We start from the raw sequence: 26144 nt of genomic DNA, 5'->3' as shown, positions 1-26144 counted from the left end.
CTCATGTCCCCCCGCACACGCCTGATCGACCTGAAGGGCTGGATCTTCCTCGCGGTCCTGGCAGCCATCTGCCTCGCCGTGCCAGTGCTGAACCTCGCGGTGCCGGAAGGCTCCGGTCTGCACCTGCCCACCTACCTCGTCTCGCTGTTCGGCAAGTACCTCGCCTACGCGCTGCTCGCGGTCAGCCTCGACCTCGTCTGGGGCTATTGCGGCATCCTCTCGCTCGGCCACGGGGCATTCTTCGCGCTCGGCGGCTACGCGATGGGCATGTACCTGATGCGCCAGATCGGGCCGCGGGGCGTCTACGGCAACCCGGTCCTGCCCGACTTCATGGTGTTCCTGAACTACAAGGCGCTGCCCTGGTACTGGTACGGCTTCGACCACTTCGCTTTCGCGGCGCTCATGGTGCTGCTCGTGCCGGGGCTCTTGGCTTTCGTGTTCGGCTGGCTCGCCTTCCGGTCGCGGGTCACGGGCGTGTACCTGTCGATCATCACCCAGGCGCTGACCTACGCGCTGATGCTCGCCTTCTTCCGCAACGACATGGGGCTCGGTGGCAATAACGGGCTCACCGACTTCAAGGACCTGCTGGGCTTCCCGGTCCAGGGGCAGGGCTTCCGGGTCGCCCTGTTCGTCGCCACCGGGGTCGCGCTGGCGCTCGGCTACCTCATCGCCCGCGTCATGACGGTGTCGGCCTACGGCAAGATCCTAATCGCCGTGCGCGACGCCGAGAGCCGCACCCGCTTCCTCGGCTACCGGCCGGAGCACTTCAAGACGCTGGCCTTCACGGTCTCGGCGATGATGGCCGGCGTCGCCGGCGCCCTCTACGTGCCGCAGGTCGGCATCATCAACCCGGGCGAGTTCGCCCCCGGCAATTCCATCGAGACGGTGATCTGGGTGGCGGTGGGCGGCCGCGGCACGCTGGTCGGCGCGGCGCTGGGTGCCGTGCTGGTCAACTACGCCAAGACCGTGCTCACCGGTGTGATGCCCGACGCGTGGCTGTTCGCGCTGGGGGCTCTGTTCGTGGTGGTGACGCTGTTCCTGCCGCGGGGCCTGGTCGGCACCGCCATCGAGCGCCTCGGCTCCCGGCGGGCCGCCGCCACGCTGCCGCCGGAGCCGGCCATCACCCCGAAACTCGCGGAAGAAGGGCAGGGCGCGTGAGCACCGACCTCCTCGAACGCCCGGAGGCGACCGCCCGGGGTCCCGCCAACCAGAAGCGGCAGACGGGCGCGCTCCTCTACCTCGATGATCTGCGGGTGACCTTCGACGGCTACAAGGCCCTGCGCGGGCTGTCGCTGACGCTCGGCCGCGGCGAGCTGCGGGCGATCATCGGCCCGAACGGCGCCGGCAAGACCACCATGATGGACTGCATCACCGGCAAGACCCGGCCGGACAGCGGCATCGCCCTGTTCGACGGCACGCACGACCTGCTGAAAAGCGACGAGCCGGCGATCGCCGACCTCGGCATCGGCCGCAAGTTCCAGAAGCCCACCGTGTTCGAGAGCCACACGGTGGCCGACAACATCCTGCTCGCCCTGAAAGGCCCGCGCGCCGCCTTCGCGTCCCTGTTCGGCTGGCGTAACCGGGTGGAGCGGGAGCGGATCGACGCCCTCTTGGAGACGGTCGGCCTGCTGCCCCACCGGGGGCGCCCGGCGGCCGATCTGAGCCACGGCCAGAAACAGTGGCTGGAGATCGGCATGCTGCTCGCGCAGGACCCGAAGCTCCTGCTGGTCGACGAGCCGGTGGCCGGCATGACCGATGCCGAGACCGCCGAGACGGCGCGCCTGCTCCGGCGGATCGCGGGCGAGCACGCCGTTCTGGTTGTCGAGCACGACATGCACTTCGTCCGGGACCTCGGCTGCCGGGTCACCTGCCTGCACGAGGGCGCGGTGCTCGCCGAGGGGTCGATCGACGCGGTCTCGGCCGACCCGCGGGTGGTCGAGGTGTATCTGGGACGATGACCATGCTGCGTGTCGAGGGGATCGACCTCCATTACGGCGCCGCGCAGGCGCTCCGCGGTGTCTCGCTGACGGCCGAGGCCGGGCAGGTCACGACGGTTCTGGGCCGCAACGGCGTCGGCAAGACCTCGCTGATGCGGGCGATCGTCGGCCAGCAGCCGGTGCGCTCCGGCGCGATCCGCCTCGACGGCCGCCCGATCCAGGATCTCGCCCCCTACGACCGGGCCCGGGCCGGGATCGCCTTCGTGCCCCAGGGCCGCGAGATCTTCCCGCTGCTCACCGTCAAGGAGAACCTGGAGACCGGCTTCGCGCCGCTCAAGCGCCGCGACCGCCACATTCCCGGGGAGATCTACGACCTGTTCCCCGTGCTCAAGGACATGCTGCACCGGCGCGGCGGCGACCTCTCGGGCGGCCAGCAGCAGCAGCTCGCCATCGCCCGGGCGCTGGTGACGCGGCCCAAGCTCCTGGTGCTCGACGAGCCCACCGAGGGCATCCAGCCCTCGATCATCAAGGATATCGGCCGGGCGATCACCTACCTGCGGTCCAAGGGCGAGATGGCGATCGTGCTGGTCGAGCAGTATTTCGAGTGGGCCCGCGACCTCTGCGATTCCTACGCGGTGATGGATCGCGGGCAGGTGGTGCTGGGCGGCACCCGGGCCGGGATGGTCGAGGCCGACGTGCTCCGGTGGATGTCGGTGTAGGGCCGGTCGGCGACGGCGGCTCTACGGGGCCGCCAGGCGCTCGGCCACCGCGCGGAGCGTCTCGCCGGTGATGTCGGGCTGCCGCAGCGCCGGGGCATAGGGCCGCCCGCGGGCGACATAGACGCCGATAAGGTCGGCGCACAGGGCGCCGTGGACGTCCCAGGGATGCGCCGCGACGAGGGCCATCTCGGACGGCGCCACGCCGCTCGCCTGGACCGCGTAGAGGTAGACCTCCGGGCGCGGCTTCGCGAGCGCGATGTCCTCCACGGACAGGATGTCGGCCACGAACCCGTTCAGATCGGCCTTGTCCAGAAGCGCCCGCGTGGCCTTCACGGAGCCGTTGCTGAGGGCGACGATCCGGATCCCGGCCTCGGCCAGGGTCCGGAAGGCCGGCCGTGCGTCGTCGTGCGCGGGCAGGTCCTGCATCATCCCGAGGATGGCCCGCTTCTGATCCGGACCGGCCTCCACACCCTGCAGGGCGAGAAGCTCGTCGAGGCAGGCCCCCAGGACGGTCTGGAACGGCGCGAAGCTGTTGGTCGCGGCGAGCGCGAAACTGTCCCGCAGGGTCGCGCTGTAGAGCCAGTCGAGGGCCAGCGCCGGCAACCCGAGCCGGGTCAGCGCATACCGCATCGGCTCCATGCTGAAGACCGTGCCGATGATGTCGAAGGCAACGGCCTTCGGACGGTGCGCCATGAAGCCCCCGCGGGAACACTGCTTCTCGGCCCAACCGAGCGGGTGGAGGCGTGTGCCCGGGGGAGGGGACTGCGCGATGGCCCGTCCCGGCGTCGAACCGACCGGTGATTCGGCGGCGGCCGGCCAAAGCTGTCGATGGGCGCTCAGAAAGTGGTATTCAGAGCGCGTATGCAGCAATCATCACTCAAAATGTCGAGCAACCGGTACCGAAAACTGTGTATGAGACCCGAACCGCCAAGGTTCAAACACAATTTGGGTCCGCCATAGGGGCGCATTGCAGGAGCGCCCATGACGATCCTAGATCCGATCACCGGCGAGCTGGTCACCATCTCCGTGCCGAGGCCCCGCCCGCAGACCGGTCCCCGTTGAGGGTTGGGGCACACATGCCCCCGCTCTGCTGCGCGCTGCCATCACAGCAGCGAGCAGGCTGGTGGCGCCCGGCGGCGCCGACATTCAACATGGGTAGCCTCATGGCGGATGCGAGTGATCGAAAGACTGCCGGCCGGCCAGGGCGCGGACTGACCTCTCCCATTCGGACGGTTCCGCCGGCCTTGCTTCTGGTCGGCGCAGGCGGGGGCTCTGCCTCGAATGGCGAGCTGACCGCCGCCGAGCTGATCGCCCTGGCCCGGGCGGCGCGCCGGGAGGCCGGGTCAGGGAACGGCTGAAGGTGCCCAAGCCAGGACAGGCGGAGACTCTACGTGGCACCCTCGAAGCCGCAGGGCAGGATCGGGATCGCTGGATAAGGATCCGTCACGCCCGTTGTGGGCGACGCACAGGAGCAGGTACCCGGCTACTCCAACCACGTGGGCGGCGGTTACCCCATGGCCACAGATAAGCCATTTGTGCAGGCAACATGAAATTGCCGAAGGCGTGGGGAAGGTTCCTCTTTCACCAGCACGTTAGGTCATCAGACCATTTTCCAAATCAACGCGGCGAAACCAACTCCCTTCTAGGACCATTTGATAGCAAAGATCGCTGCAATGTCTTTTGCAGCCGTCTTGATATTGAAAAATATCCCCTTTGGCGCAAAGTACAATCCGCAAACAAGGGTCTTTGCCCAGATGCTGCACGCCATCACCCGATTGCTGCAGCCAAACATCGATATGCGTGCTTGCTGCAAGTCATGAACCTCGTTCCACCATTGAACGGCTTTGGAGCGATCAAAGCATGGGAGCCGATCAGTTTTCTCAAAACTAACCTTCGCTATTAGGTCTCTGATTTCTGCGGCCGATCTCGATCTATGCTGAGCCTTTTCTTCAATTTCTGTTCTGCACTTCGATATATTATGTTTCGACGGCGCGCCATAGACATTATTACCGTGCTGTCGGTAGCTCACCAAGTCGCGACTGATACAAGCTATCTTGCCGGCCGATCGCGCCAGGATGCTGACCCATGTATCGTGGGCTTTATTTGCTTTGCCGTTGAGATTTATGTCAAATTTGTCGGCCGGCACCAGATCGAGCAATGATTTCCGAAAAACCATTGAGAAACCAAAATGGCCGCCCCACGGATCGCCGGATAGCGGCTCAATAAGATAATCACTCTTTATGTATTGCGTAAATCTTCCGATATTGGCGCCATCTTGATCGATCAATTGTGCTGAGTGAGCCACCAGAACAATCAGCGGGTCAGAAAGTTTTTCTACACACACGGCAAGCTTATCTGGATGCCAGATATCATCCTGATCAGAAAATGCGATGATATCTGCGGACGCCAGCCTTGAACCGGACAGGAAGTTCCTTCCAAACCCGATATTATTGTTCCTCTCCACAATACGGATTGGCACATTTGATTTATTCATAAAACTTCTGACAATAACCAAGGTGTCGTCAGTGGAGCAATCATCCGTAACGATTATTTCCTTTGGTAGATAAGATTGGTTGATTATGCTATCGATTTGCTGCGAAATGTACCTTTCTCCGTTGAATGAGCCAAGGACGACAGAGACGGAAGGGAGAGAGTTCGTTGCTGCATCTGACAACATTGCAGGACCTATAAATAACAAACCTCAAACAATACCACCCACCACTCAACTGAGCGCAAGTGAATTGAGCATACTGCGTACTAGATCTCGCGAGTGTAAGCCATTGTTACTGCAACCTGAACGGCAGGACAACTCCAAAATCTCACGGCTTGAGGCGATTCATGGTGTGATGATCGCTGCGGCGACCAGCATCTCGCTCCGCTCGGTTCGGTGCATCTGGCAGGAGCACCGCCTGCAGTCGCACCGGGTGCGCACCTTGAAGCGCCCCACCGATCCAGCCGTTGCCGAGAAGGTGGAGAACGGCTCCCATCGAACCTGTTCGATGGGAGCCCCGGATCGTTGGCCTCTCCATGGATCCGCCCCGCCGAGCGCTGATGCTGTCCGTGGACGAGAAAAGCCAGTCCCAGGCCCTTGAGCGCACCCGGTTCGACCGCCCGCTCGCACCACGACGCCCGACAGCGCGCACCGGAGGGTGACCAGCTTCTGGCAAGCACCGAGCGGGTCCGAAGCGGAAGCCATCGGCTCCGTTCGGGACTACGGACGATGGGCCCGGGAGAACCCCATGAGTGTCTTCAATTGCCCGCCTCTGCTTCCGGAAGCACGGATGTAGGCGTTCCTGTACTGCTCGTAGAAACGGTCGATGGAGAACGGCGTCAGGTTTGCGCCCGCGGCCGCCTTCTGGCGCGCCAGCTTGGCAGGATCGCCGAGGAGGTCGGCAAGGGCCGCAGCCAGGGCCGCCGGGTCACGGGGCGGCGTCACGATTCCGGCCCTGCCGAAATCGAGGGCTTCGGGAATCCCGTCGACATCCGTCCCGATGACGGCGCAGCCGGCCGCCCGCGCTTCGAGGTTGACCAGCCCCAGGGGCTCGCGATGGGACGCGAGCACGAAGATATCCGTCGCTCTGAGCACGACGAAGGGATTGTGCAGCACGCCGTGGAATGTGATGCGCTCCGCCAGGTGCAGGGTCCGGCTCAGCGCTTCGAGCATGGGCCGATCCGGGCCCGCGCCGACGATGTTGAGATGCGCGTCCGGAAACCGGCCCGCGATCTGGCCGAACGCGTTGACGAGGTCGGCCACACCTTTGCGGACGTGAAGCCCGCACACCGTGGTGATGCTCGGTCGGGGCAGATCGAGGGGTCGATCATGGCGGAACTGCTCAAGGCGGTGCCCACCGAGGGGGGCGTTCACGATGGAGATCGTCCGCTTCGGATCGAACCCGCGCTTGATCAACGCCTCGCGTTCCGCGCGGCTGACGGCGACGACGAGGTCGCCCAGTTTCATCAGTTGCGAGTGAGAATCGAAGGAATTGTGGATGGTGGTGACGAGCGGTGTCCCGGTCAGGCGTGTTGCGACATATCCGAGAACGGCACCGGACATCATATGTGCATGAACGACATCCGGCCTGAAGGCGCGTATCTCCCGGATCAGCTTCACCTGGGCCGCCGCGGCCGGTAAAGGCTTCCGGATATTTTGCTTCAGAGATCGATGTTCGACGCCGGCCGCTGCGAGGAGCGGCTCGAAGTTACCGCCCTCGCTCATGTAGACGACGCGATCTCCGTTTTTCGCCTGTTGGCACGCGAGATCGACGGCGGCATGCACATTCCCATGCCCGCGCGTACAGTGATTCACGAGGTGGATGATTCGCAAAAATTCGATCCTCTCGAGTGGTCGTCCGAACCGCGAACCGAGACTGGCTTACCGCACGCTCAAGGAACATACCGCCTCCGTCGATTTCCATACACCAATGTTCAGCTGAGTGGACCAGCCAGGAACTCCGGTCGGTCCATATTCAGCAGGGCGGCGTGACTGAGCCCTCCGACGGCTGTCCTGCCCCGATTGGCCCGTTCGCCGGACGGGCGACCGGCCTTCGAGGACGGGCGCGCCGTCAGGGATCCTCATAGGCAAGGGTCGCGGGCAGGAGGCGTGGGCAGGAGGCGTGGGTAAGAGTCACGCATCCGTCGCGTGTCCGGGCGGGCAGCGTCGCCGACGCGTGGCATCGCCCGCACACCTGCCACGGCCCGCCGCCGTTCGCCGGCCGAACGATCGGAGCCGCCTCCGCCGCTGCAAGGGCCCAGGCCGTGCCCGATCGCGAGGCGACCCGGCACGGCGCCGGGATCATTTTTCCGACACGTATGCAGGGGATTTGAAACGCCGGAAGATCGCACCGAGCGGCAGGACCCTGGACAGGACGGCAAGGTCGCCCATCAACTTGCGGCCCTGCAGAAGGCCGAGCAAGGCCAGATAGACGAGCCCGGCCCCGATCAGCGCCAGCACGAAGTTCGGGATCGTCTGAGGCAGACGGACCGTCAGCGCGTGGCAGGCGGCGCCGGCAGCCAGAGCCGAGAGCGCCGGCGGCAGGATCTCGCCGAGCAGGTTTCGGAATCCGACCCCGGTCTTGAGGGCCAGATTCAGGGCAGCGAACAGCGACAGCGTGTAGGCCACGGCCAGGATACCGAGACCGAATGCCACGCCGGTCTCGCCCAGCCCGCCGCCGAACTGGATCAGCAGAACGCGCGCCAGCGTCAGGCCGCCCACATTCCAGATCAGGATGGCGTTCCGACCTTGCGACACCAGCACGGCTCCGCACAGTTCCGCGGTCGTGCTGAGGGCGTAGAACGGCGCCAGGATCTGCAGCATGGGCGCGGCGTCCGCCCATTTCGGACCCAGGGCGAGCGCGAAGAGTCCGGGTGCGACCGCCGCCAGCAGACAGGCGACCGGAAAGACCAGGGCGGACAGCAGGCGCATCAGCCGGGCATGCAGCGCGGCCGTGGCGGCCGGCGACTCGCGCAGGCCATAGACGTAGAGCGATGTCCAGACGGGGGTCGCCGCCGCCTCGCAGACGAACCGGACGATCTGCTGCGCGAGCGTGAAGACGCCGAGCGAACTCGCCCCGAACACGTGCCCGAACAGGAGGTTCTCGACTGAGCGGCCGGACAGGGCGATCGCGTTGCAGGTGACGAGCGCGCCACCGGTGCTGAAATGCCCGCGCAGGCTGCGCAGATCGAAGACGAGCGCCGGCCGCGCGAAGGCCCCGATATTGAGCACCGTAACGCGCACGGCGAAGGCTGTGAGGAATTGGCCGGCGAGACTCCAGGCACCCGCGCCGGCGAATGCCATGCCGATCCCCACGATGGCGCCGAGGCAGGCCCCCGCCAGATCGCCGACGGAGTGGTAGATCAGGTTCGCGCGCCGCGCCAAGCGCGCGCCCGGCAAGGCCGCGAGGGACACCATGATCAAGCAGACCGACAACAGGGCGACGAGCCCTGCGAGTTCCGGCTTTCCTGACACATAGGCGAGGATGAAGCCCACGCCGATGACCGCGAGGGCGATCAGGCTGCAGAGGCCGAGCAGGAACCAGAAGGCCGTCGACCAAAGAGTCGTCTGCGATTCGTCCTCCCGGGCCAGGGAGGCTCCGAGCCCGCCATCGGCGAGAACGAGCGCGAAGGTGACGGTGGGCAAGGCGAGGGCGTAGAGGCCGAAATCGCTCGGCCCGAGCAGGCGCGCCATCACCGGGAGCACGACCAGTTGGACAAGGGTCTTGCCGATGTTGGCCGCCCACGAAGCCCCGGTATTGACGGCAAAACGTCGCCGCTTGTCGACGGCAGGCGCCGCGCCGACCTGAGTCATGATGAAGCCTTTTCCGCCGACAGATCGATAGCGTCGGGACCAGCCGGGTCACTCTCGCCTATGGCGCTGCCGTCACGGAACCAACCGATGCGCGACCCGGGAGGCGCCGCTCGCCGAACCGGCAAGGTCGTCGCAAAGTCCGTGCTGACAGCCCCGGACGGGCTCTTGGACCCGAATTTCCGCGACAATGCAAGTTTCCATTGCTGTAGTGAGGCGGCTGAATTGATCCGGCTCGGTGAACGACGCAGGCCCTTCATGCGCAGCAGTTCACCGGCCTTCGCGGCGTCGGCAGCGTTCGGGATTTCGTCCACGGGGCCATGGGTTATGAGCGGCCGGCCGGGACGAGGCGGTCGACGTGACGCATGCCCGCTGCGCGATCGGCCACGCACGGCTCCCTTGCCACCCGCCGCACCGATGAAGGGCTTCGCGCTCGCGCGATCACAACACGCTTCGATGCGCCGCAGATGATCCGTGTCACCCGATATGGATCAGCTTGGCGCGCGTCCGATCCGGACGGGTAGCCAGTCAAGGCCTGTCGGACGATGCAGCCAAGTGCTTGACAACCCTGGCGCGTCCTACGCGAATCGAACCCGTGTTTTCGCCGTGAAAGCGCGAGGCAAATCGTCCAAATTGGTCCAAAATTGTGCACGCAAGCGATTGATATGTAACATCTTTCGTGCCTTTCCAAGTGTTGGCTCGTCCAACCCAATGTGCGGTCATCCAAGCACGTCGACGGGACACTATGGCTGGCGACGCGCGCGCACCGAAGCGCGAAACTAGGACCAGCCGGCTGCGCCTGCCAGTGGTTAAAAAACCCGTCTTCGCCCGCATCCCGCCCGGCTACCACCGTAACGAGACCGCCGGAACTTGGGTGCTGCGGGTGGCCGACGGAAAGGGCGGCTCTTGGACCAAGCGCATCGGGCCGGCCGACGACTTCGGTGAGAGCGATGGTCAGGGCGTGCCCACATTCTGTGAGGCGCAGCAACTCGCGAAGGATTGGGCATGCAGTGAGAAAGGAGAGGGAGCGCCGCGGGCGCCACTCACCGTCGAGGTCGCGCTCGAACCTATCTGGCGAGCCTCCAAGCCTGGAACTGGCGCACGGCCTACGATGCCCGTTTGCGCTTGGAACGGCTCCTCCTGCCACGCCTTGGCTCAAGCCGGATCGCGGATCTTACACGCCGCCAGCTCGAAGCGTGGCGCGATGGCTTGGTGCGGGCGGGCGGCGGCGCTGAGCAACACCGCCGCGGCCAAGACACCACCAAACGGGTGCTCAGCATCGTCAAGGCGATGCTCATCCACGCGGTGGGTGGTCCGAAGAATGGTCGGACGGACGATAGCGCCTGGCGGCTGGTTCGCCCGTTCCAGTGGGTCGGCCGGCCTCGCGCGGTGCACTTCACGCCCACCTAGGTGCTGCGCCTGCTCGAAGGCTGCGAGGATACCGGTTTCCGTGACCCGCTGACAGCGGGGCTCCTGACAGGCGCGTTACGGTGAGCTTGCCGCCTGTCAGGTCCGCCACTTCGATGCGGAGGACGAAACTCTGTACGTGCCGCGCGGCAAGGCAGGGGCTCGCATCGTGATATTGCAGCCCGAAGCGGCGTTCTTCTCACGCCTTGGTTCGCCAAGCCAGCACCCCGGCCCGGCTCTCCTCTTGATCCGAGGAGGAGCGTATGTTGACCTGCCACACCATGACCGATCCAATCGCCCTCGCCCTGGACCTGATCGGCTTCGACAGTGTCAGCCCGCCAGGAACCGAGGAGGCCTGTTCGGCCCACCTAGCGATGCTGTTGGAGCAGGCTGCCTTCCAGATCACGCGTCAGGCCTTCGCGCCGGGGCGGACCAGTCTGGTCGCCGGATGGACGGGCTCCGACAAGGAGCTGGATCCTCTCGTCTTTACGGGCCATCTCGATACCGTCCCACTTGGGAGTCGCGCCTGGTCCACCAACCCATTCGGCGAAATTCGCGACGGCCGGCTCTATGGCCGCGGTGCATCGGATATGAAGGCTGGCGTGGCCGCCTTCGTGGCTGCGGCCATCGACGCCACACGCGGAGAGCCCACGCTGAGGCGTGGCATCGTGCTCGTTCTGACAGCCGGCGAGGAAACGGGATGCTTGGGAGCCGCTGCGCTCGCCGAAGCTGGCCTGCTCGGCACGGCCAGCGGCCTTGTCGTCGCTGAGCCGACCTCCAATCGATTGGCCTTGGCCCACAAGGGAGCACTTCATCTACGGGCTCATACCTCCGGAGCGACGGCTCACGGCTCCATGCCCCATCTTGGTGACAACGCGGTGTTCAAGGCGACCCGCGCCGTCGAGGCCCTGCGTACCTTCCAGTTCGGTGTGCCCGCGCATCCACTCCTAGGCAAGCCTACTGCGACGGTGACCAGCCTCCATGGCGGCGAAGCGGTGAACGTGATCCCAGATCGCTGCAGCCTCACCTTTGACCTGCGAACCCTACCGGGCCAGGACCATGCTGAGGTTCTGGCGGCACTGAGCGATTGCCTCGGGTCTGATGTGCGGTTCGATCCGCCTTTGGCTGACATGCCGGCCGTTGGAACCGAGCCGTCGGATGCTTTCGCGGTCATGGCAGCTGAGGTGCTGGACGAGGCTGAAGCGGGCCAAAGTGAGCCGCCGATCGGAATGCCGTACTTCACCGACGGTTCAGTGCTGCAGGGTGCGTTTGGCAACTGCCCCACAATCATTCTCGGTCCTGGCGAGCCGGGGCAAGCTCACCAGACGGATGAGTGGTGCGAGGTCCAGGCGATCAACGATGCCAAACGGATCTACCATTCGATCATAACCCGATGGTGCGCCTGAGGAAGCTAAACAGGTCACGACCGTGTGCGGTCGAACCAGCTACGGTCGTTCCCAGGCGGCTTCCACAGGCGTTGCTACTCAGAACCGCAGTGCTGCCTGCCTCAATCGCATCCCTCCGTCGAGCCAGGTCAAGGCAGCCGAGACACGCGAGGCCGTCGATTGAAGCTCGACCGGTGACATCGAAGGCAACGGTCTTTCGTCCGCCTCGCTGTCAACGCTCCTCTGCAACCAAGGAGCGCTCCCGCCGGCGAATGGCGGGGCTTGCTTGTCTGCATACCTGATCCAACAAGGTTGGTGCTGAGTGCTCAGGCTGCGCGTTGACGAGGCGCTAAGAACGGAGGAACACACCATGGACGAGGACCGCTTCAACATCGAGTTGCGCAAATTCCTGAAAGAAGTCGGAGTCACGTCGCAGCGCGAGATCGAGCGCGTGGCACGCGAAGGGCAGGTGCAGGGCGGATCCTTGAAGCTTCGCATGACACTCACGGCTGAGAACACACCGCTCGAGCACGTGATCGAGCGTACAATCTCACTCGGTGAGGACTCGGGCACGACGAGCTAACGCGCTGCGTCGTTCATATCGCCGAGCTTCTCAAACAAGTGCGCCGGTCATCCGGTAGCCGCTACGCTTGGACTATCGCCAGTCTGCTTTCGGGAAGCCTGATTGCGGAAGCGGACGTTCGTTCGGGCAGCGATGGCCGACAGCTTTGCGCCCATTGCTGCAGTTTCAGCCATGCCCGGTGTTGATCGGCGTAGGGGTTCGACGCCGATTCAGCGAGCAAGTCACTGGTGCCATTCACAATCGGCGTCCAAGACCGCGTGCAAATTCACGCTCGGCTGCGACGCCGTGCCTTACAGAGGTCGAATGCTCTGTCTCATCGGCCTGCCTCAATCGCGATACGTGATGCCTTGTTGCCGGACCGGACTGCGCCTTCGATGCAGGCAGGCAGACCCGTGTCTGTCCAGTCGCCGGCGATGAACAGGTTTCGGAACTCCGTGCGGGTCCGGGAACGGGAGAACGCTGCGGCCGGCGTAGCCGCGAAGGTCGCCCGCTTTTCGCGGACGACCTGCCAGGGCGGACATGGGTCCAACTGGCCCGTCATGTATGGCCGCGTGACGGAGGTGACCTCGGTCCAAATCCGGCGCGCGAGTTCCTGGCGACCTATGCCGCTCAGGTCGGTTCCGCTGATGGTCACCGATACTCTGTCCGGATATGCGAAGATCCAGTCGGATAATCCGTTCACTACGCCAGTCATCCGGGGCATCTCGGCCGGACAATCCATGCGGAAGTGGACGTTCGCGATGCCCCGGTGGTCCTCGGGAGCTTTCAGCATTGGAACGAGATCGGTTGCGGCTTTCGGTGACACCGCAAGGATGACCTGCTCCTTGGGCCCCAGCAGAATCACGTCGTCACCGAAGACGAGGCCGGCCAGGCGGTCCCCCCTGTACGCGAGGCGATGTAGCCGCCTGTTGTACCGGACCAGAGCGCCGCGCTCTCCGATGTAGCGGAGGGCGGGTTCTACGAAGGCCTTCGAGAGGCCACCCTCGGCGATGACGGGCCTGCACCCGCGACCACCGGCGCCGAAGGTCGCGCGCAGCACCTGCGCCGCAACGGTCGCGTCGGCATCCTTCGGCTCGATGTTCAGCGCCGCCAAAAGGATCGGGCGCCAGAGACGCTCGTAGAGCGGCCCCTCGCAGCACAGAACGTCCGATACCTTTGCGCCCCGTCGTGCCGACAGCAGGCAGACGATCGAGGTGTAGTCGGCCACCCGACTGCCCGGAACGCGCCGGCACGGATCGAGCACCCACCACGGCACACGCCCCTGGTTCAGATGCAACGTCCAGCGCTCGTTCGTGGCAAGGTCAATGAACGGGAACTCGGCGCGCGCATGCTCGACAACGGCCGAACGGCCACCGACTTGGTCCAGAAAGGCGAGCGCCGCCTCGTTACCCGATAGGGCCAGATGGTTGCCGTTATCGATAATCATCCCGAGCTGCGGGTCGTGATAGGATCTGCATCGACCGCCAGCATGGCCGGCTGCCTCGTGAACGATCACCGGACACCCGGCATTCACGAGGCGCACGGCCGCGGCGAGTCCCGACAGCCCTGCGCCCACGACGTGAACGGCGCGCGGCACCGCGTTCGCTCCCGCTACCGAACGAGCACGTTGCGGAACTGCCAGGGATCGCTGGTGTCGATGTCCTCCGGGAACAGGCCGGGGCGGTCGGTGAGCGGCGTCCAGTCCGTGTAGACGCCCACGACCGGGCCGAGATACGGGGTCTGGATCTCCAGGCAGCGGCGGAAATCCATCTCGTCGGCTTCGACGATGCCGGCCTCCGGGTTCTCCAGCGCCCAGACCATGCCGGCAAGCACCGCCGAGGTCACCTGCAGACCGGTGGCGTTCTGGTAGGGCGCGATCCGGCGGGTCTCCTCGATGGAGAGCTGCGAGCCGTACCAGTAGGCGTTCTTCGTGTGGCCGTAGACCAGCACGCCGAGCTCGTCGATGCCGTCGACGATCTCGGTCTCGTCGAGGATGTGGTGCTGCGCCTGCACCGTGCCGGCCTTGCCGAACATCTCGTGGAGCGAGAGCACCGCGTCGTCAGCCGGGTGGTAGGCGTAGTGGCAGGTCGGCCGGAAGACCGGCGTCTGGCCCTCGCGCACCGTGTAGTAATCGGCGATCGAGATCGCCTCGTTGTGGGTCACCAGGAAGCCGAACTGCGCGCCCGCGGTCGGCACCCAGGTGCGCACCCGCGTGTCGGCCCCCGGCTGCAGCAGGTAGATCGCGCAAGCCGAGCCGTTCTCCTGCGCGCGGGCATTGGCCGGCTTCCAGGTCTCGTGCGTGCCCCAGCCGAGCTCGGCCGGCTGGTTGCCCTCGGAGACGAAGCCCTCCACCGACCAGGTGTTGACGAAGACGCCGCGCGGCTTCGGCGTCTTGGCGCGCTGGGTGTCCCGCTCGGCGATGTGGACACCCTTGACGCCCAGATCCTTCATCAGGGCGGCCCACTCGGCCTTGGTCTTCGGCTCCGGCCGCTGCAGGCCGGTATCCTGGGCGATGTTCAGGAGCGCCTGCTTGACGAACCATGAGACCATGCCGGGATTGGCGCCGCAGCAGGAGACCGCGGTGGTGCCGCCGGGCTTCTGGGCGCGGGCATCGAGGATGTCCTGGCGGAGCGCGTAGTTGGTGCGCTCGCCCTGGCTCTTGGTCTTGTCGAAGTAGAAGCCCGGCCAGGGCTCGGCCACGGTGTCGATGTAGAGGGCGCCCAGCTCGCGGCACAGCTCCAGGATGGCGCGCGAGGAGGTGTCGACCGAGAGGTTGACGCAGAAGCCCTGGCCGCCGCCCTCGGTGAGGAGCGGGGTGAGCACGTCGCGGTAGTTCTCCGGCGTCAGCGCCACCTTCTCGAAGCGCAGGCCGTGCGTCTCGGCCAGCGCCCGGTGGGTGTCGACCGGGTCGATCACCGTGAAGCGGGCGCGGTCGTACGCGAAATGGCGCTCGATGAGCGGCAGGGTGCCCCGGCCGATCGAGCCGAAGCCGATCATCACGATGGGGCCGGTGATCCGGCCATGCAGGGGCCAGCGGAATCCGGTCATATCTTCGTTTCCTGCGTGTGGATGATGCTGGTCGGGCTTCAGCCGCGACCGTGTACCCGAACCCATCGGAGAGCGCGGAAAGAGCGGATGTCTACAGGTTCAGCGGCGATCAAATACTTGGGAGGCATGCGGATCCTCCTCGCCTCCTCGTGGATCCACGCTCACCACCTCGACCACGTACTCGCAGCCGGTCGCGGCGTCGCAGAACGGCATTCGGTCTCCAGCTCGCAGACCGAGCAGCGCGATCCCGAGCGGGCTTGTCGCCGCTATCTCATGCTCCGGGTCAACGAGATCACTCGGATGCACAAGACTGTGCGCATGCAGCGTCGAATGATCATCGCGTCTATAGCTGACCCGGCAATTGACCGAAACAACGTCTTCCGGAAGCTCTCGAGCCGGGCACAAGGTCGCCCGCCTCAGCTCCGAAAGCAGAAAATCGGCACCGTGATCCCCGAAATGGCTCGCGGCGAGACCAAATGCGATCAATCGATCAAAGTCATAGTTGGAAATCGTGATCGGCGGGAGCTCTCGAACCGCATTCATCTTGGCACCTCACAGCAGGGCGTCTCCACCCGGCGAAGCCGGGCAGAGTGGATTCCGGCGCGGTCCACTCGCGAGCTTGCGCGCGGAAGAAGAAGGATGTGCTGGAGTTTGAACCCTGGAGCAGGCCGCGCCTCGAGAGGCCGGCCGGGCGCCAGGGCTTAAGAGCCTGCTTGCAGGCTGCCCGCACGCCCCAGGAGGCGGATGCTTTGAAGGCGGTTCGACATGATCAGGCAGACAATAGGCTGAGCCGTACGGGTGTCAAGCACGCCTCGGCGAAGAGATCCGCGGTTCTGAACGCCGACGATTGCTTCGTGAGGGCAATTGACAAGCGCGTCGACTCGGCCAATGTTTGATCCATCATGCGTATTTTTGCGCCCTTCAATCGTGACCTGCTTCGGGCAGGTCGCCTGATCGCGGGCCAGTAGCCCCGAGCCGGCGGCGCATCGGCGCACGCGCAGCTCGGGGACCGCGGAACATCGCACGCTGGGGCGCTGTAGGCTGCCGCGGCAAGGCCAATACCCGTCAAGACATCAGGTTGTTCGTCCTGCGTATGGAGCGCCCCGCTCCCGCCGGTGAATCTGCACTGCGTCCTGGCCGCTGAATGGGCGCCAGTCACGTGTATCGGAGCGCGAGCCATGGACACTCCCGAGCGAAGCCCAACACCTTGCCCGCCGCACGATGCCGGCGAGACCTCTTCCGAACAAGAAGGGCGAGCGCCTGCACGCAACGTGGTGCCATTTGCACGCACCATTCTCCCCTTTGCACGCAAAAACTATTCGTATCCGCCGGCGCCACCCAGTGGAAGCGAAGATGCGCCTCATCCATCCGGTGACGACAACGATCCTGGACCAAGTGCCGCGTAGCAATCCGACCCTGAACACTGAGGCGAGCCCCTCGATGAAGACCAACCGCAAAGATGACAGGCCACGCATCAAGATGACGGCCGACGACCATGAGCGCCTGTCCCGATTGTCGGCGGCCGCCATGGACTGCATGCCTGAAGTCGCATCCTTCCTTTCGGACGAACTCGACCGAGCTCAGGTCGTCCGAAGCGGGAAGACGTGCGGGGATTTCGCGCACATGGGTTGTTGGGTTGAATTCCAGGACAACGCGACGGGCAAGGTTCAAACCGTAACACTGGTCTATCCAGGTGAAGCCGACATCGCGCGGGGCAGAATTTCCGTACTGACACCGGTTGGGGCAGCCCTCATCGGCTTGAGCGCTGGGCAATCGATCGACTGGGAAACCCGCTCCGGCAGCATCAAACGCCTGACCGTGCTCGATGTTCGGGAGCCGGAGACCGTTTAGGGAGCGATTTGACTCGCCGTATCCGGCGATCTGTTCTCGACTTCCTGGATAAACCTACTCGCCGACTGCGTGTTGAACGAGGGTTTCGACGATGATGGGCCATGCTGTGTCCGAGCACCTGCCTTCCCTGATCATCCCGGTTCCGGATTTCCGTAGCCTGAGATTGGTCGCATCCGGTGCGCGCGGAGCAGGCATCCAAGCCGAGACAGCGGCTTGGCTCGCGGGCGAACTTGGGCGCGCGACCGTGGTGGCACCGGACGTCGTGCCGGGGAATGTCGTGACCATGCACACGCATCTGAAATACCGCGACGACGCAACGGATCGGGCTGGGCGCATGACGTTGGTCTATCCCGGCGAAGAGCACTGGGACGAGCAATGCATCTCGGTTCTCACTCCGCTCGGTGCGGCTGTGCTTGGCCTGTCGGAGGGACAATCCATCCGGTGGTACACGCCGTCCGGCAACATGCGTTGCGTGACCGTGTTGCGCGTCTTGTTCCAACCCTATCGAGCTACGGCCGAGTTGATGCGCTGGGGCTTTTGAGTGACCGGTTTGCCAGAGATGGACGGCCTGCTCCTCCTGCGTCCCGAAAGACCTCACCGCCGGAACGCCATGAACGGAACGGGGACCAATCCTGCAAGGAGCTTTGTGGTTACGGCCGTGTGTCTACATGCCGAGGATCGGTTATTTGCAGCAGTCACAGAAAATGGAAATCACGACTTGAAATATATGGCAGGACACGCATAACTATTCACGTCATGTTTATCTCAGTCCGCTTTCTGAATCAGAGGGCCGGCCGCCTCGTCGCAGGCCACTAAGCCCCCGAAGCCGGCGAACGCCATGCGTTCAGCCGCTCGGGGCATGTCCCTCGGCCCTCCCGTCCCGTTAGCAAACGAGAGCCGTTCGCCGTGGCGAGAAACCACGGCGCGCGCCGGCGCAGCTGCGGCTTCCCGGCGGCCGCGCACGCGCATGGCCCTCCCGATAGCTCACTGAGAGATCCCACACATGAACGCGCCTGCCGTACACGACCCGACACGGGCTCTTCCCACGCCAGAGCCAAGCTCGGCGACGTCGCCGATGGCCAATAGAGGCTCGCCCTCGGAGCCGCCCAGCATGAAGGATGCGGCTTGGCAGGCGAGACCGTCCGGGTGGAGGCCGGAGACACCGAACATCGACAGGATGGAGTTGCGCCGCGTCGTCATCGAGATCCTGGGCTGAGCGTCGCTCGGCCGTCCTCGCATCAGGGGAGAAAGTTCATTGCGCATCTTGGTGGCTCTCGACTTCACGACGCGTTCGCACAGGGGATTGCGGCGTGCCGGCCTCCTTGCGGGTCCGGTCCGGGGCAACGTCATGCTGATGCACGTCGTCGATGGGCTCGGGGACGGGCAAGTCGCGCAGGATCGCCGCGAAGCCCAGCGCATGATCCTCGAACAGATCGCCGTCGTGCCGGAACTCTTCCGGACCACGTGCGAGCCGATCGTGATCGGCGGACAGGCCCCCGAGGCGATTCTCAATGTCGCGAGCGTCTGGGAGGTCGACCTCGTCGTCGTAGGCTCTCAACCGGTGCTGCAGGGTCGCACCTCGGGAAGGACCGTCAGGAGCCTCATTCGCGAGAGCCCGTGCCCCGTCCTGGTCGTCAGGCAGGCCGCTGAAGGTCCTTACGAGCGGATCCTGGCGCCTGTCGACTTCACCCGCACCTGCACGCAGGCGTTGCGAAGCGCGCAATGGCTTGGGCTGATCAGCGATGCCGAGGTCACGGTCGTCCACGCGTTCGAAGCGCTGGCGAAGACGAAGCTGTCGGCGATCGGAGTGGCCGATAGCCACATCGAGGGATACGTCGAGAACTGGCGCGCGTGGTGCGCCCAGGAACTGGACGACGTCCTGGAGGCCAATGGTTTGACAGGTCGGAATTGGGCGCGGCTGGTCGAGGAAGGGAACCCCCGTGAGGTGATCCACCGCAGCGCGATCCTGACATGCTCGGACCTCCTGCTCATGGGTACGCACGAACGCACGGGCATCGGCAGGATCTTGCGAGGCAGCGTCACCGAGGATCTTCTCTTCGCGCCCGGTCCGGACCTGCTGGTCGTCCCAACGAGCGGTTCGAGATCCGCTCGTCCGGCGTGGCTCTCGGCCCAGGCCGCTCAGAAGCCGGGCGGGCGGCCCATTCCCTGGCTCGCACCCACCTAGACCGCGCCTTTGGCGCGGTCCCATCGCACGTCCTTCAGATCATCCAGAGGTCGGCATGACCCCTTCCCGCATCGGTGTGCCCGTCGTCGTGCAAAGCTCCAGCGTCGCTCTGGGCGACGCATTGCGGCAACGCGCACATAACGGCATCGAACGGATCGCCTCGAAGTATATCGGTCGATTGAACGCAGCGACGATTTACTTCAGCCGTGACGGGAGGGGATACCGCTGCACGGTCAACATCGACATGGGCCCCAGGCGGGTGATCACGGGTGCGTCCCGTGGCACGTCCTGCCGCGACGTCCTCGAACAGGCGCTGCGGAGGGCGGCGACGCGACTGATGCGAGTGAAGCATTCCCTTCGGAGCGACAGTTTTTCCCGGATCGGTCGTCCGCCGGCATTCGCCCAGGCGCCGTTCCGTAACGCGGGCATTCCGCGGCGCGGGCGCCGAGCCGCGAACGCACAGCCCGAACTGGCAGGTCCTCATGGCCTCGAATGGACTGATTAGGGGGCTCGGGGTGGAGCGTCGTCACCAAGCGGGAGACGTCCCGTGAGGATAATCGCGGCGCGGGCCACGGCACTCGTCGTCATGGTGCTCGTCCTGGGTACGGCGCGCATGTTGGATGACGTGGGCATCCCCCGGACGATCTTGGGTTTCCTGGTGGCTGCGATGGCCGCCACGACGGTGCTGCTGCTCGCTCGCCGGTAACCGTCGGCACGGCCCGCCCCCGCATGTTTGAGGCTGGTCCGATCCGAATTCCTCGGCCGATATGGTCCGACATTGGAAAATTCAACGACATGCACAAGTCGGACGCCGAGCAAAGCTATTAATTCCTTATCGAAGCAGTCGTCGATTACGCCATCTACATGCTCGACCTCGATGGGCGGATCACAAGTTGGAATGCCGGCGCCCAGCGTCTGACGGGCTTCGTCGACGAGGAGATTGTTGGAACCCATTTCTCCCGGTTCTACACCGAGGAAGGGCAGCTGACCGGGCTACCGATGCGCGCGCTCGAGGAGGCGTCCCGCAAGGGGCGCTTCGAGCAGGAGGGATGGCGGGTCCGCAAAGGTGGAAGCCGATTCTGGGCGCACGTCATCATCAGCCCCCTGCGCGACGGCAGCGGCACCCAGATCGGGTTTGCCAAGATCACCCGTGACATCACCCGCCAGCGCGCCCTGCTGCTACAGGCCCACAGAATGGAGGCGGTCGGCCAACTGACCGCGGGCTTGGTCCACGATTTCAACAACCTGCTCGCCGTCCTGCTGGCGAGCCTCCATAAGCTCAAGCCAAGCGTGCAGGACGAGCGGAACGCGGTAGCGCTCCTGGACACGGCTGTTCAAGTCGCGCAGCGGGGTGCCGCGCTGACCCGACGCATGCTGAGCTTCGCGCGTCAGCGGGAACATCAGGTGGACTGCATCGATGTCACGGTGCTGATTCACGGACTGATCCCGATGCTCAAGCAAGCGGCTGGGTCATCTGTCCGCGTCGACGCGCAGTTTCCCTCTGCCATCGCACCCGTGCTGGCAGACGCCTCACTTCTTGAGCTTGCGCTCCTCAACCTCGTCGTCAACGCACGCGATGCAATGCCGCCGGTCGGGGGATCGGTAGTCATCTCGGCACGCGAGGAGGAGGCGCATGACTCCGACGCGGCTTTGCCGCCAGGTCCGTATGTCTGCTTGACCGTGACGGACGATGGACTCGGTATGGAGGAGGCAACTCTCGCGCGCGTCATGGAGCCGCTCTTCACCACCAAAACGGAGGGAAAGGGGACTGGCCTAGGTCTGCCGATGATCCGCGATTTTGCCGAGCAATCCGGCGGCCGCGTCGACCTCCGAAGCCGCCTCGGAGGTGGTACCATTGCGGAGATCCGACTTCCCGCCCAGGTCTTGACCTCCCCGGTGCGGAACAGCGCGGGCTACGCTGTTGATCGGAATGGAGGCTAGACGCGGATCTAGCTCGTCAGTCACTGTTGCCGTTCGCAATTGAGCTCCAAGCCCGCACCCCGATACACATCCGTGAACCATGTGCGGAATGGGCAGTACAGCCGCGCGTGTCGAACGGCTGCTTCCAAGCGCCGGACAGGCTGCTCTTCAAGACGAAGTTGAGCCCGAAGAAACCTGTCCGCTCTTCCGGCTGCTCCTCTCCGAAGCGGACCTGCCGCTTTCGGCCAGATCCGGCCGGCAACTTTGCACCCATTACAGCCGAATCGGTCCCACTCGCGCCCCCCCAAAAGCAGACGCGGAGATTTGAGTCGCTCACCGCGTCTCTGCGCTTGCCGAATTTGCGCTCGCCCTAGAGTAGAGCGACCACGGCCCCTCAAGACGAGCGTCGGCGCAGAATGCATCGACCGCCTGGGTTTTCCGCCTCTTCGCGACCGATGACGGATCTGCAATGAGGGAACATGCCCCTGGATCGGATGGCGATTGGATCGTCCCTCACCATATTGAGGGCATGGCTATGCCGCGCGCTGATCGTCGGAGCCTCGCGTGGGCTCGGTCTCGGCCTCGTCGCCCGGTTCCTCGAACGGGGGTGGGACATGACCGCCACCGTGCGCAGACCGTCCGAAGCTTCCGCGGACCTTGGCCATGCAGGCTCCTGCGCATCGAGATCAGGATCGATATCGACGAGGACGGCGCCGTCGCCACCCTGAGAACGTCCCTGGCTGACATACCTGCCTTCGACCTCGCGTTCGTCGTGGCCGGAGTGGCGACAGAGGCCGGCATTCCCGCAGGCCAGATACCCCGTGAGATCGCCGCCGCTGTCCTTCGGACGAATGCTCTGAGCCCGATCCGCTTCGCCGAGGCATCTCACAGGGGCGTTTTCGAGGATGACCTGGCCGTCCCGATGACGTCGAAGCTGAGCTCCGTCTCCCTGGATCGCAGCGGCGGCTGGGGCAGCTATCAGGCGAGCAAGGCCGCCCCGAACACCCTGGCGTGCTCCTTCGCGGGCCAACATTCCGGCGTGAAATGGGGCGTTCTGCTCATGCATCCCGGGAGGAGTCCGGACGGATCTCGGCGCCCCTCTCGCGACGCTCAATGTCGGCACCAGCGCGGGGGGATGGTCGCCGTGATCGAAGCGCATCGCGGCCACCGCGGATGTGCCTTTCTCGATTATACCGGGGCGACAGTGTCTTGGTAGCCGAACAGTGGGCGTTCATGTGACCTCCGCCCTCGTCACCTTCGCTTTCTCTGCCAGGTCGAACTGAGACCACCGTTTCATCGTCTCGCGCTTTGCGTGCATAATGCCGCAGCGCCATACCGATGGCACTGTCCGTGCTTGGCCGCGGCGCGGGGGATCGCTGGGATCGGCATCGCATGGCTGCCACGGATCACGCCGTCGCCTGGACGCAATTGTTCGGAGCGCTCGATCGCGCAGGAGTGGCGCTGCATCTCCAGATCCGCCGGGCGATCGTCGTCGCCATCGAGCGGCGGGTCCTGACGCCGGAGGCGCGGCTGCCGTCCTCCCGCCAGTTGGCGGGCCTGCTCGGCGTGGCGCGCAACACCGTCGTGGCTGCCTATCAGCAGCTGATCGACGAGGGGTTCCTCGTCTCGCATGAGCGCAGCGGTATCTTCCTCGCGCCCGGAACGGAGGCCCGCGAGGAAAGCCCTCCGCGCCCGAAGCCCTCTCTCGACTGGTCGGGGCGCCTCGCCATCCGGCCGTCGCTGCTGCCGCAGATCACGAAACCCCGTGACTGGCTGGACTATCCCTACCCCTTCGTCTTCGGCCAGTTCGACCCTTCCTTGTTCCCGGCCAACGACTGGCGCGAGAGCGTGCGCGCCGCCTCCAGCGTCGCGGAGATCAACGGCTGGGCCGGCGACCTCATCGACGAGGACGATGCCGACCTCGTGGAACAGCTGCGGCTTCAGGTGCTGCCGCGCCGGGGCATCTTCGCGGGGGCCGACGAGGTGATGATCACCATCGGCTCGCAACAGGCACTCTCCCTCCTGACTCGGCTTCTCGTGGGGCACGACACCCCTGCAGGGATCGAGGATCCCTGCTACCCCGACACCCGCAATATGCTCGGGCTTGCGACCTCCGACCTTACCCCGCTCACCGTCGACCGGCACGGGGTGGTGCCGGACGCGGCCTTCACCGGGCGAGACATCGTCTTCGTGACGGTGGGGCACCATTGCCCGACCACGGCGGTGATGCCGCTGGAGCGGCGCCGCGCCCTGCTCGACGCCGCCCAGCGTTACGACGTCCTGCTCGTCGAGGACGATTACGAAGCCGACCTCGCGGTGGAGGGAGAGATCCCCTCGCTCAAGAGCCTCGATGCGGACGGGCGGGTGATCTATGTCGGCAGCTTCTCGAAGGTGCTCGCGCCAGGCCTGCGCATCGGCTACGTCGTCGCGCCCCGCGCGGTGATCGCGGAATTGCGGGTGCTGCGGCGGCTGATGCTGCGCCACCCGCCCTCGAACAACCAGCGCGCCACCGCGATGTTCATCGCCCTGGGGCATTACCGCTCGCATCTGCGCCGCACCGCTGCCGCCCTCGAGGAGCGCGCCGCCTGTATCGGCGGCCTCCTGCCGCGGCTGCTGCCCGGCTGCCGCTGGCGCCGTGACCCCGGCGCGACGAGCTTCTGGATCGAGGGGCCGCCGGGCCTCGACGCGCGGGACCTTACCGAGCGGGCGCGGGAGTGCGGCGTCCTCATCGAGCCGGGCGACATCTTCTTCGCAGATCCTTCGGCTGGGCGCGCCTGTTTCCGGCTCGGCTTCACCTCGATCCGCACCGACCGAATCGAAGCGGGCCTCACGATCCTGTCGGACCTCGTGGGGCCCGCCGTCGCCCGCCTCTCGCGTGACGTGCCCGAGCGCGTCTGAAGGGGAACTGGACGCCTCGATGGCGAGCCTCTGGATCTCACGGAACGCCCGGCCGTCAGCCTAGACCCGTCTGGCCGATGCCTGTGGGCGAGGAACCAGACCGATGACCGAAGCCACCACCGAAGCGGGCCGCCGGGCCTTGCTGGAGCGCCTGTTCGCAGCCTTCAACCGCCACGACGCGGACGGAGTCATGGCCTGCTTCACCCCCGGCGTGGTGTTCGACACCGCCGCCGGGCCGGACCGTCACGGGCGGCGGCTCACCGGCCAGGAGGCCGTCCGCGCAGCCTTCGTCGGCGTCTGGACCGACATGCCGGACGTCGCCTGGACGGTCGCGGATCACACGATCGCCGGGGATCGCGCCACGTCCGAATGGCTGTTCACGGGCACGAGGCCGGATGGCGGGCGAGTTGAAGTCGACGGCGTCGACCTGTTCACCTTCGAAGGCGGCCTGATAGCCCGCAAGAGCGCGTTCCGGAAGGACCGCCCGGTCCAGACGGCCTGAGAGAGGAGAGCGGCCGTGACGCTGATCGCCGATCCGCAGTTGCGCCCGACCGGCGCGCCCTACGATCCGACCTACGATCCCCTCACCCACGCGACGCCGGGCACCGACCGGAACTATGCCCCGACCTATTGGGTCGCGACGGCCGGTCCTCCGCCCGCCGATGACGGCCCGATCACCGGCGACACGGATGCCGACGTGGTCATCGTCGGCTCCGGCTTCACCGGCCTGTCCTGCGCCCTGAGCCTCGCCCGCGACCACAGGATCAAGGCCACGGTGCTGGAGGCCAACCGGGTGGCCTGGGGATGCAGCACCCGCAACGGCGGCCAGGGCCAGACCGCCTCCGGGCGCCTCAGCCGCTCGCAATGGATCGCACGCTACGGGCGCGAGACTGCCCTGAAGCTCCATGCCGAGATCATGGAGGGGTTCGACTACTTCACGGATCTCGTGCGCGAATTCGACCCCGACCCGCAGGCCGGCGGCCACCTCTACGTGGCGCACCGCCCCCGCACCTACGAGAAGCTCGCGGCGGAATCGGCGCTCACCAACGAAGTGTTCGGTTACCGGACGCGGATGATGGGGCCCGACGAGCTGAAGCGCGACTGGCTCGACGAGGCTGGGGCAGTGGGTGCCCTGCACGAGCCCCTGGGTATCGGCATCCATCCGGCGAAATTTGCCTTCGGCTATCTCCGGGCCGCCCGCGCGGCCGGGGCAAAGGTCCATCCGTCGAGCCCGGTGCTCGGGATCGAGCGCGACGGCGCGGGGTTCCGGGTGCGCACGCCCTACGGCACGGTGCGGGCGCGGGCGGTGGCCATCGCCACAGGGGGCTACACCAGCCAGGGCCTGCACCCGCGCCTGCGCAGCCGGATCATGCCGATCCTCTCGAACTCCCTCGTCACCCGACCGCTCACCCCGGAGGAGGTGGCGGCTACGTTCCGCACCACCACCTTCGTCACCGACACCCGCACCCTGCGCTTCTACTATCGCCGCCTCCCGGACGACCGGGTCCAGATCGGTAGCCGCAGCGCGATCACCGGGGCGGACGCCACCCATCCCCGGCACCTGCAATTGCTGATCGACGGCCTGCACGCGAAGTTTCCGGTGCTGGAGGGGATCCGCGTCGATTACTCGTGGTGGGGCTGGGTCGATGTCAGCCACGACATGATGCCCCGGATCGTCCAACCGGAGCCCACTGAACCTCTGTTCTACAGTCTCGGCTACGGCGGCAACGGCGTCTCCTTCTCGGCCCAGGCCGGGCGGCGCCTCGCAGGGCTGGTGGCCGGACGCAAGCCCGCCGACCTGCCGATCTACGGAGGCCCTCTCCCGGGCCATCCCTTCGCCCCCTTCCGTCGGATCGGCCAGCGGATGCTCTACCGCTGGTACCACCACCGCGATGAGGCGGCGTGAGGAGCGCCACCCGTCCCTCACCCCG

General features: G+C 65.6%; 23 protein-coding genes and 1 pseudogene. 16 read left to right on the top strand and 8 right to left on the bottom strand.

The genetic code is table 11. The features are described 5' to 3' along the window. Window positions 1-3: 3 nt before the first annotated feature. The 3 genes from urtC to urtE are packed head-to-tail and all read left to right on the top strand — an operon-like array spanning window position 4 to window position 2656. Entirely contained in the window at window positions 4-1158 is a 1155-nt protein-coding gene (urtC, locus tag ACYCO6_RS15060; protein ID WP_459772589.1) for an urea ABC transporter permease subunit UrtC, read from the top strand. After that, complete coding sequence (gene urtD / locus ACYCO6_RS15055; RefSeq protein WP_459772588.1) at window positions 1155-1958, top strand: urea ABC transporter ATP-binding protein UrtD; 804 nt, start codon at window positions 1155-1157, stop codon at window positions 1956-1958. Before urtC ends, urtD begins: the two co-directional genes overlap by 4 nt. Window positions 1959-1960: 2 nt before the next feature. Then, the gene (urtE, locus tag ACYCO6_RS15050) at window positions 1961-2656 is read left to right on the top strand and encodes an urea ABC transporter ATP-binding subunit UrtE (protein ID WP_459773579.1); all 696 of its coding nucleotides are present in this window, start codon (window positions 1961-1963) and stop codon (window positions 2654-2656) included. A gap of 21 nt (window positions 2657-2677) precedes the next feature. Here the strand turns inward: urtE and ACYCO6_RS15045 are convergent, their stop codons facing one another. Both ACYCO6_RS15045 and ACYCO6_RS15040 read right to left on the bottom strand, forming a co-directional pair. Then, the gene (locus ACYCO6_RS15045; RefSeq protein ID WP_459772586.1) at window positions 2678-3349 is read right to left on the bottom strand and encodes an HAD family hydrolase; all 672 of its coding nucleotides are present in this window, start codon (window positions 3347-3349) and stop codon (window positions 2678-2680) included. Window positions 3350-4298: 949 nt separating this feature from the next. Then, the gene (locus ACYCO6_RS15040) at window positions 4299-5333 is read right to left on the bottom strand and encodes a glycosyltransferase family 2 protein (RefSeq protein ID WP_459772584.1); all 1035 of its coding nucleotides are present in this window, start codon (window positions 5331-5333) and stop codon (window positions 4299-4301) included. A gap of 163 nt (window positions 5334-5496) precedes the next feature. On the opposite strand from ACYCO6_RS15040, the pseudogene ACYCO6_RS15035 reads away from it, so the two are divergent. Beyond that, a pseudogene (locus tag ACYCO6_RS15035) lies at window positions 5497-5800 on the top strand (hypothetical protein); the annotation flags it as partial. Window positions 5801-5867: 67 nt separating this feature from the next. On the opposite strand, the gene ACYCO6_RS15030 reads toward ACYCO6_RS15035, so the two are convergent. From ACYCO6_RS15030 to ACYCO6_RS15020, 3 genes are all read right to left on the bottom strand, one after another. Further along, window positions 5868-6932 carry a glycosyltransferase gene (locus ACYCO6_RS15030; protein ID WP_459772582.1) on the bottom strand — a complete coding sequence of 355 codons (1065 nt, stop codon included), beginning with the start codon at window positions 6930-6932 and terminating at the stop codon, window positions 5868-5870. A gap of 516 nt (window positions 6933-7448) precedes the next feature. After that, complete coding sequence (locus ACYCO6_RS15025) at window positions 7449-8960, bottom strand: oligosaccharide flippase family protein (RefSeq protein ID WP_459772580.1); 1512 nt, start codon at window positions 8958-8960, stop codon at window positions 7449-7451. Then, entirely contained in the window at window positions 8957-9271 is a 315-nt protein-coding gene (locus ACYCO6_RS15020) for a hypothetical protein (protein WP_459772579.1), read from the bottom strand. The genes ACYCO6_RS15025 and ACYCO6_RS15020 overlap by 4 nt, the downstream gene beginning before the upstream one ends. Before the next feature lie 811 nt (window positions 9272-10082). On the opposite strand from ACYCO6_RS15020, the gene ACYCO6_RS15015 reads away from it, so the two are divergent. The 3 genes from ACYCO6_RS15015 to ACYCO6_RS15005 all read left to right on the top strand — a co-directional run bounded on the left by ACYCO6_RS15015 (window position 10083) and on the right by ACYCO6_RS15005 (window position 12332). Next, on the top strand, window positions 10083-10367 hold the full coding sequence (locus tag ACYCO6_RS15015) for a hypothetical protein (RefSeq protein WP_459772578.1): 285 nt from the start codon (window positions 10083-10085) through the stop codon (window positions 10365-10367). A 260-nt stretch (window positions 10368-10627) separates the two neighbouring features. Continuing rightward, window positions 10628-11770, top strand: coding sequence for a M20 family metallopeptidase (locus ACYCO6_RS15010; protein WP_459772577.1), 1143 nt, complete (start codon window positions 10628-10630; stop codon window positions 11768-11770). A 349-nt stretch (window positions 11771-12119) separates the two neighbouring features. Beyond that, window positions 12120-12332, top strand: a complete 213-nt coding sequence (locus ACYCO6_RS15005) for a DUF6494 family protein (RefSeq protein ID WP_459772576.1) — start codon at window positions 12120-12122, stop codon at window positions 12330-12332. Window positions 12333-12645: 313 nt separating this feature from the next. Here ACYCO6_RS15005 and hpnE read toward each other — a convergent pair whose 3' ends face one another. From hpnE to ACYCO6_RS14990, 3 genes are all read right to left on the bottom strand, one after another. Continuing rightward, entirely contained in the window at window positions 12646-13908 is a 1263-nt protein-coding gene (gene hpnE / locus ACYCO6_RS15000; RefSeq protein ID WP_459772575.1) for a hydroxysqualene dehydroxylase HpnE, read from the bottom strand. Between the two features lie 14 nt (window positions 13909-13922). Further along, window positions 13923-15359, bottom strand: a complete 1437-nt coding sequence (locus ACYCO6_RS14995) for a homospermidine synthase (protein ID WP_459772574.1) — start codon at window positions 15357-15359, stop codon at window positions 13923-13925. A 99-nt stretch (window positions 15360-15458) separates the two neighbouring features. Further along, window positions 15459-15902 (bottom strand): GreA/GreB family elongation factor, encoded by a 444-nt coding sequence (locus ACYCO6_RS14990; protein ID WP_459772572.1) that lies wholly within the window; start codon window positions 15900-15902, stop codon window positions 15459-15461. Between the two features lie 897 nt (window positions 15903-16799). On the opposite strand from ACYCO6_RS14990, the gene rnk reads away from it, so the two are divergent. The 9 genes from rnk (at window position 16800) to ACYCO6_RS14945 (ending at window position 26119) form a co-directional block, all read left to right on the top strand. Then, entirely contained in the window at window positions 16800-17210 is a 411-nt protein-coding gene (rnk, locus tag ACYCO6_RS14985) for a nucleoside diphosphate kinase regulator (protein ID WP_459773578.1), read from the top strand. Window positions 17211-17301: 91 nt separating this feature from the next. Beyond that, complete coding sequence (locus ACYCO6_RS14980; RefSeq protein WP_459772570.1) at window positions 17302-17751, top strand: GreA/GreB family elongation factor; 450 nt, start codon at window positions 17302-17304, stop codon at window positions 17749-17751. A gap of 714 nt (window positions 17752-18465) precedes the next feature. After that, entirely contained in the window at window positions 18466-19395 is a 930-nt protein-coding gene (locus tag ACYCO6_RS14975; RefSeq protein WP_459772568.1) for a universal stress protein, read from the top strand. Between the two features lie 55 nt (window positions 19396-19450). Then, window positions 19451-19900: an HPF/RaiA family ribosome-associated protein gene (locus ACYCO6_RS14970; RefSeq protein ID WP_459772567.1), complete on the top strand. Its 450-nt coding sequence runs from the start codon at window positions 19451-19453 to the stop codon at window positions 19898-19900. 42 nt (window positions 19901-19942) lie between these two features. After that, window positions 19943-20101 carry a hypothetical protein gene (locus ACYCO6_RS14965; protein WP_459772566.1) on the top strand — a complete coding sequence of 53 codons (159 nt, stop codon included), beginning with the start codon at window positions 19943-19945 and terminating at the stop codon, window positions 20099-20101. Between the two features lie 158 nt (window positions 20102-20259). Continuing rightward, entirely contained in the window at window positions 20260-21336 is a 1077-nt protein-coding gene (locus tag ACYCO6_RS14960; RefSeq protein ID WP_459772565.1) for a two-component system sensor histidine kinase NtrB, read from the top strand. A 1371-nt stretch (window positions 21337-22707) separates the two neighbouring features. Further along, window positions 22708-24213 (top strand): aminotransferase-like domain-containing protein, encoded by a 1506-nt coding sequence (locus tag ACYCO6_RS14955; protein ID WP_459772563.1) that lies wholly within the window; start codon window positions 22708-22710, stop codon window positions 24211-24213. A 103-nt stretch (window positions 24214-24316) separates the two neighbouring features. Continuing rightward, entirely contained in the window at window positions 24317-24715 is a 399-nt protein-coding gene (locus tag ACYCO6_RS14950) for a nuclear transport factor 2 family protein (protein WP_459772561.1), read from the top strand. A 24-nt stretch (window positions 24716-24739) separates the two neighbouring features. Continuing rightward, a complete protein-coding gene (locus ACYCO6_RS14945; RefSeq protein ID WP_459773576.1) occupies window positions 24740-26119 on the top strand; it encodes an NAD(P)/FAD-dependent oxidoreductase in 1380 nt (459 codons plus the stop codon). Window positions 26120-26144 lie beyond the last annotated feature (25 nt).

This window comes from Methylobacterium sp. CM6257 (assembly GCF_054611515.1).
This window is presented reverse-complemented; position numbering and strand designations above follow the sequence as displayed.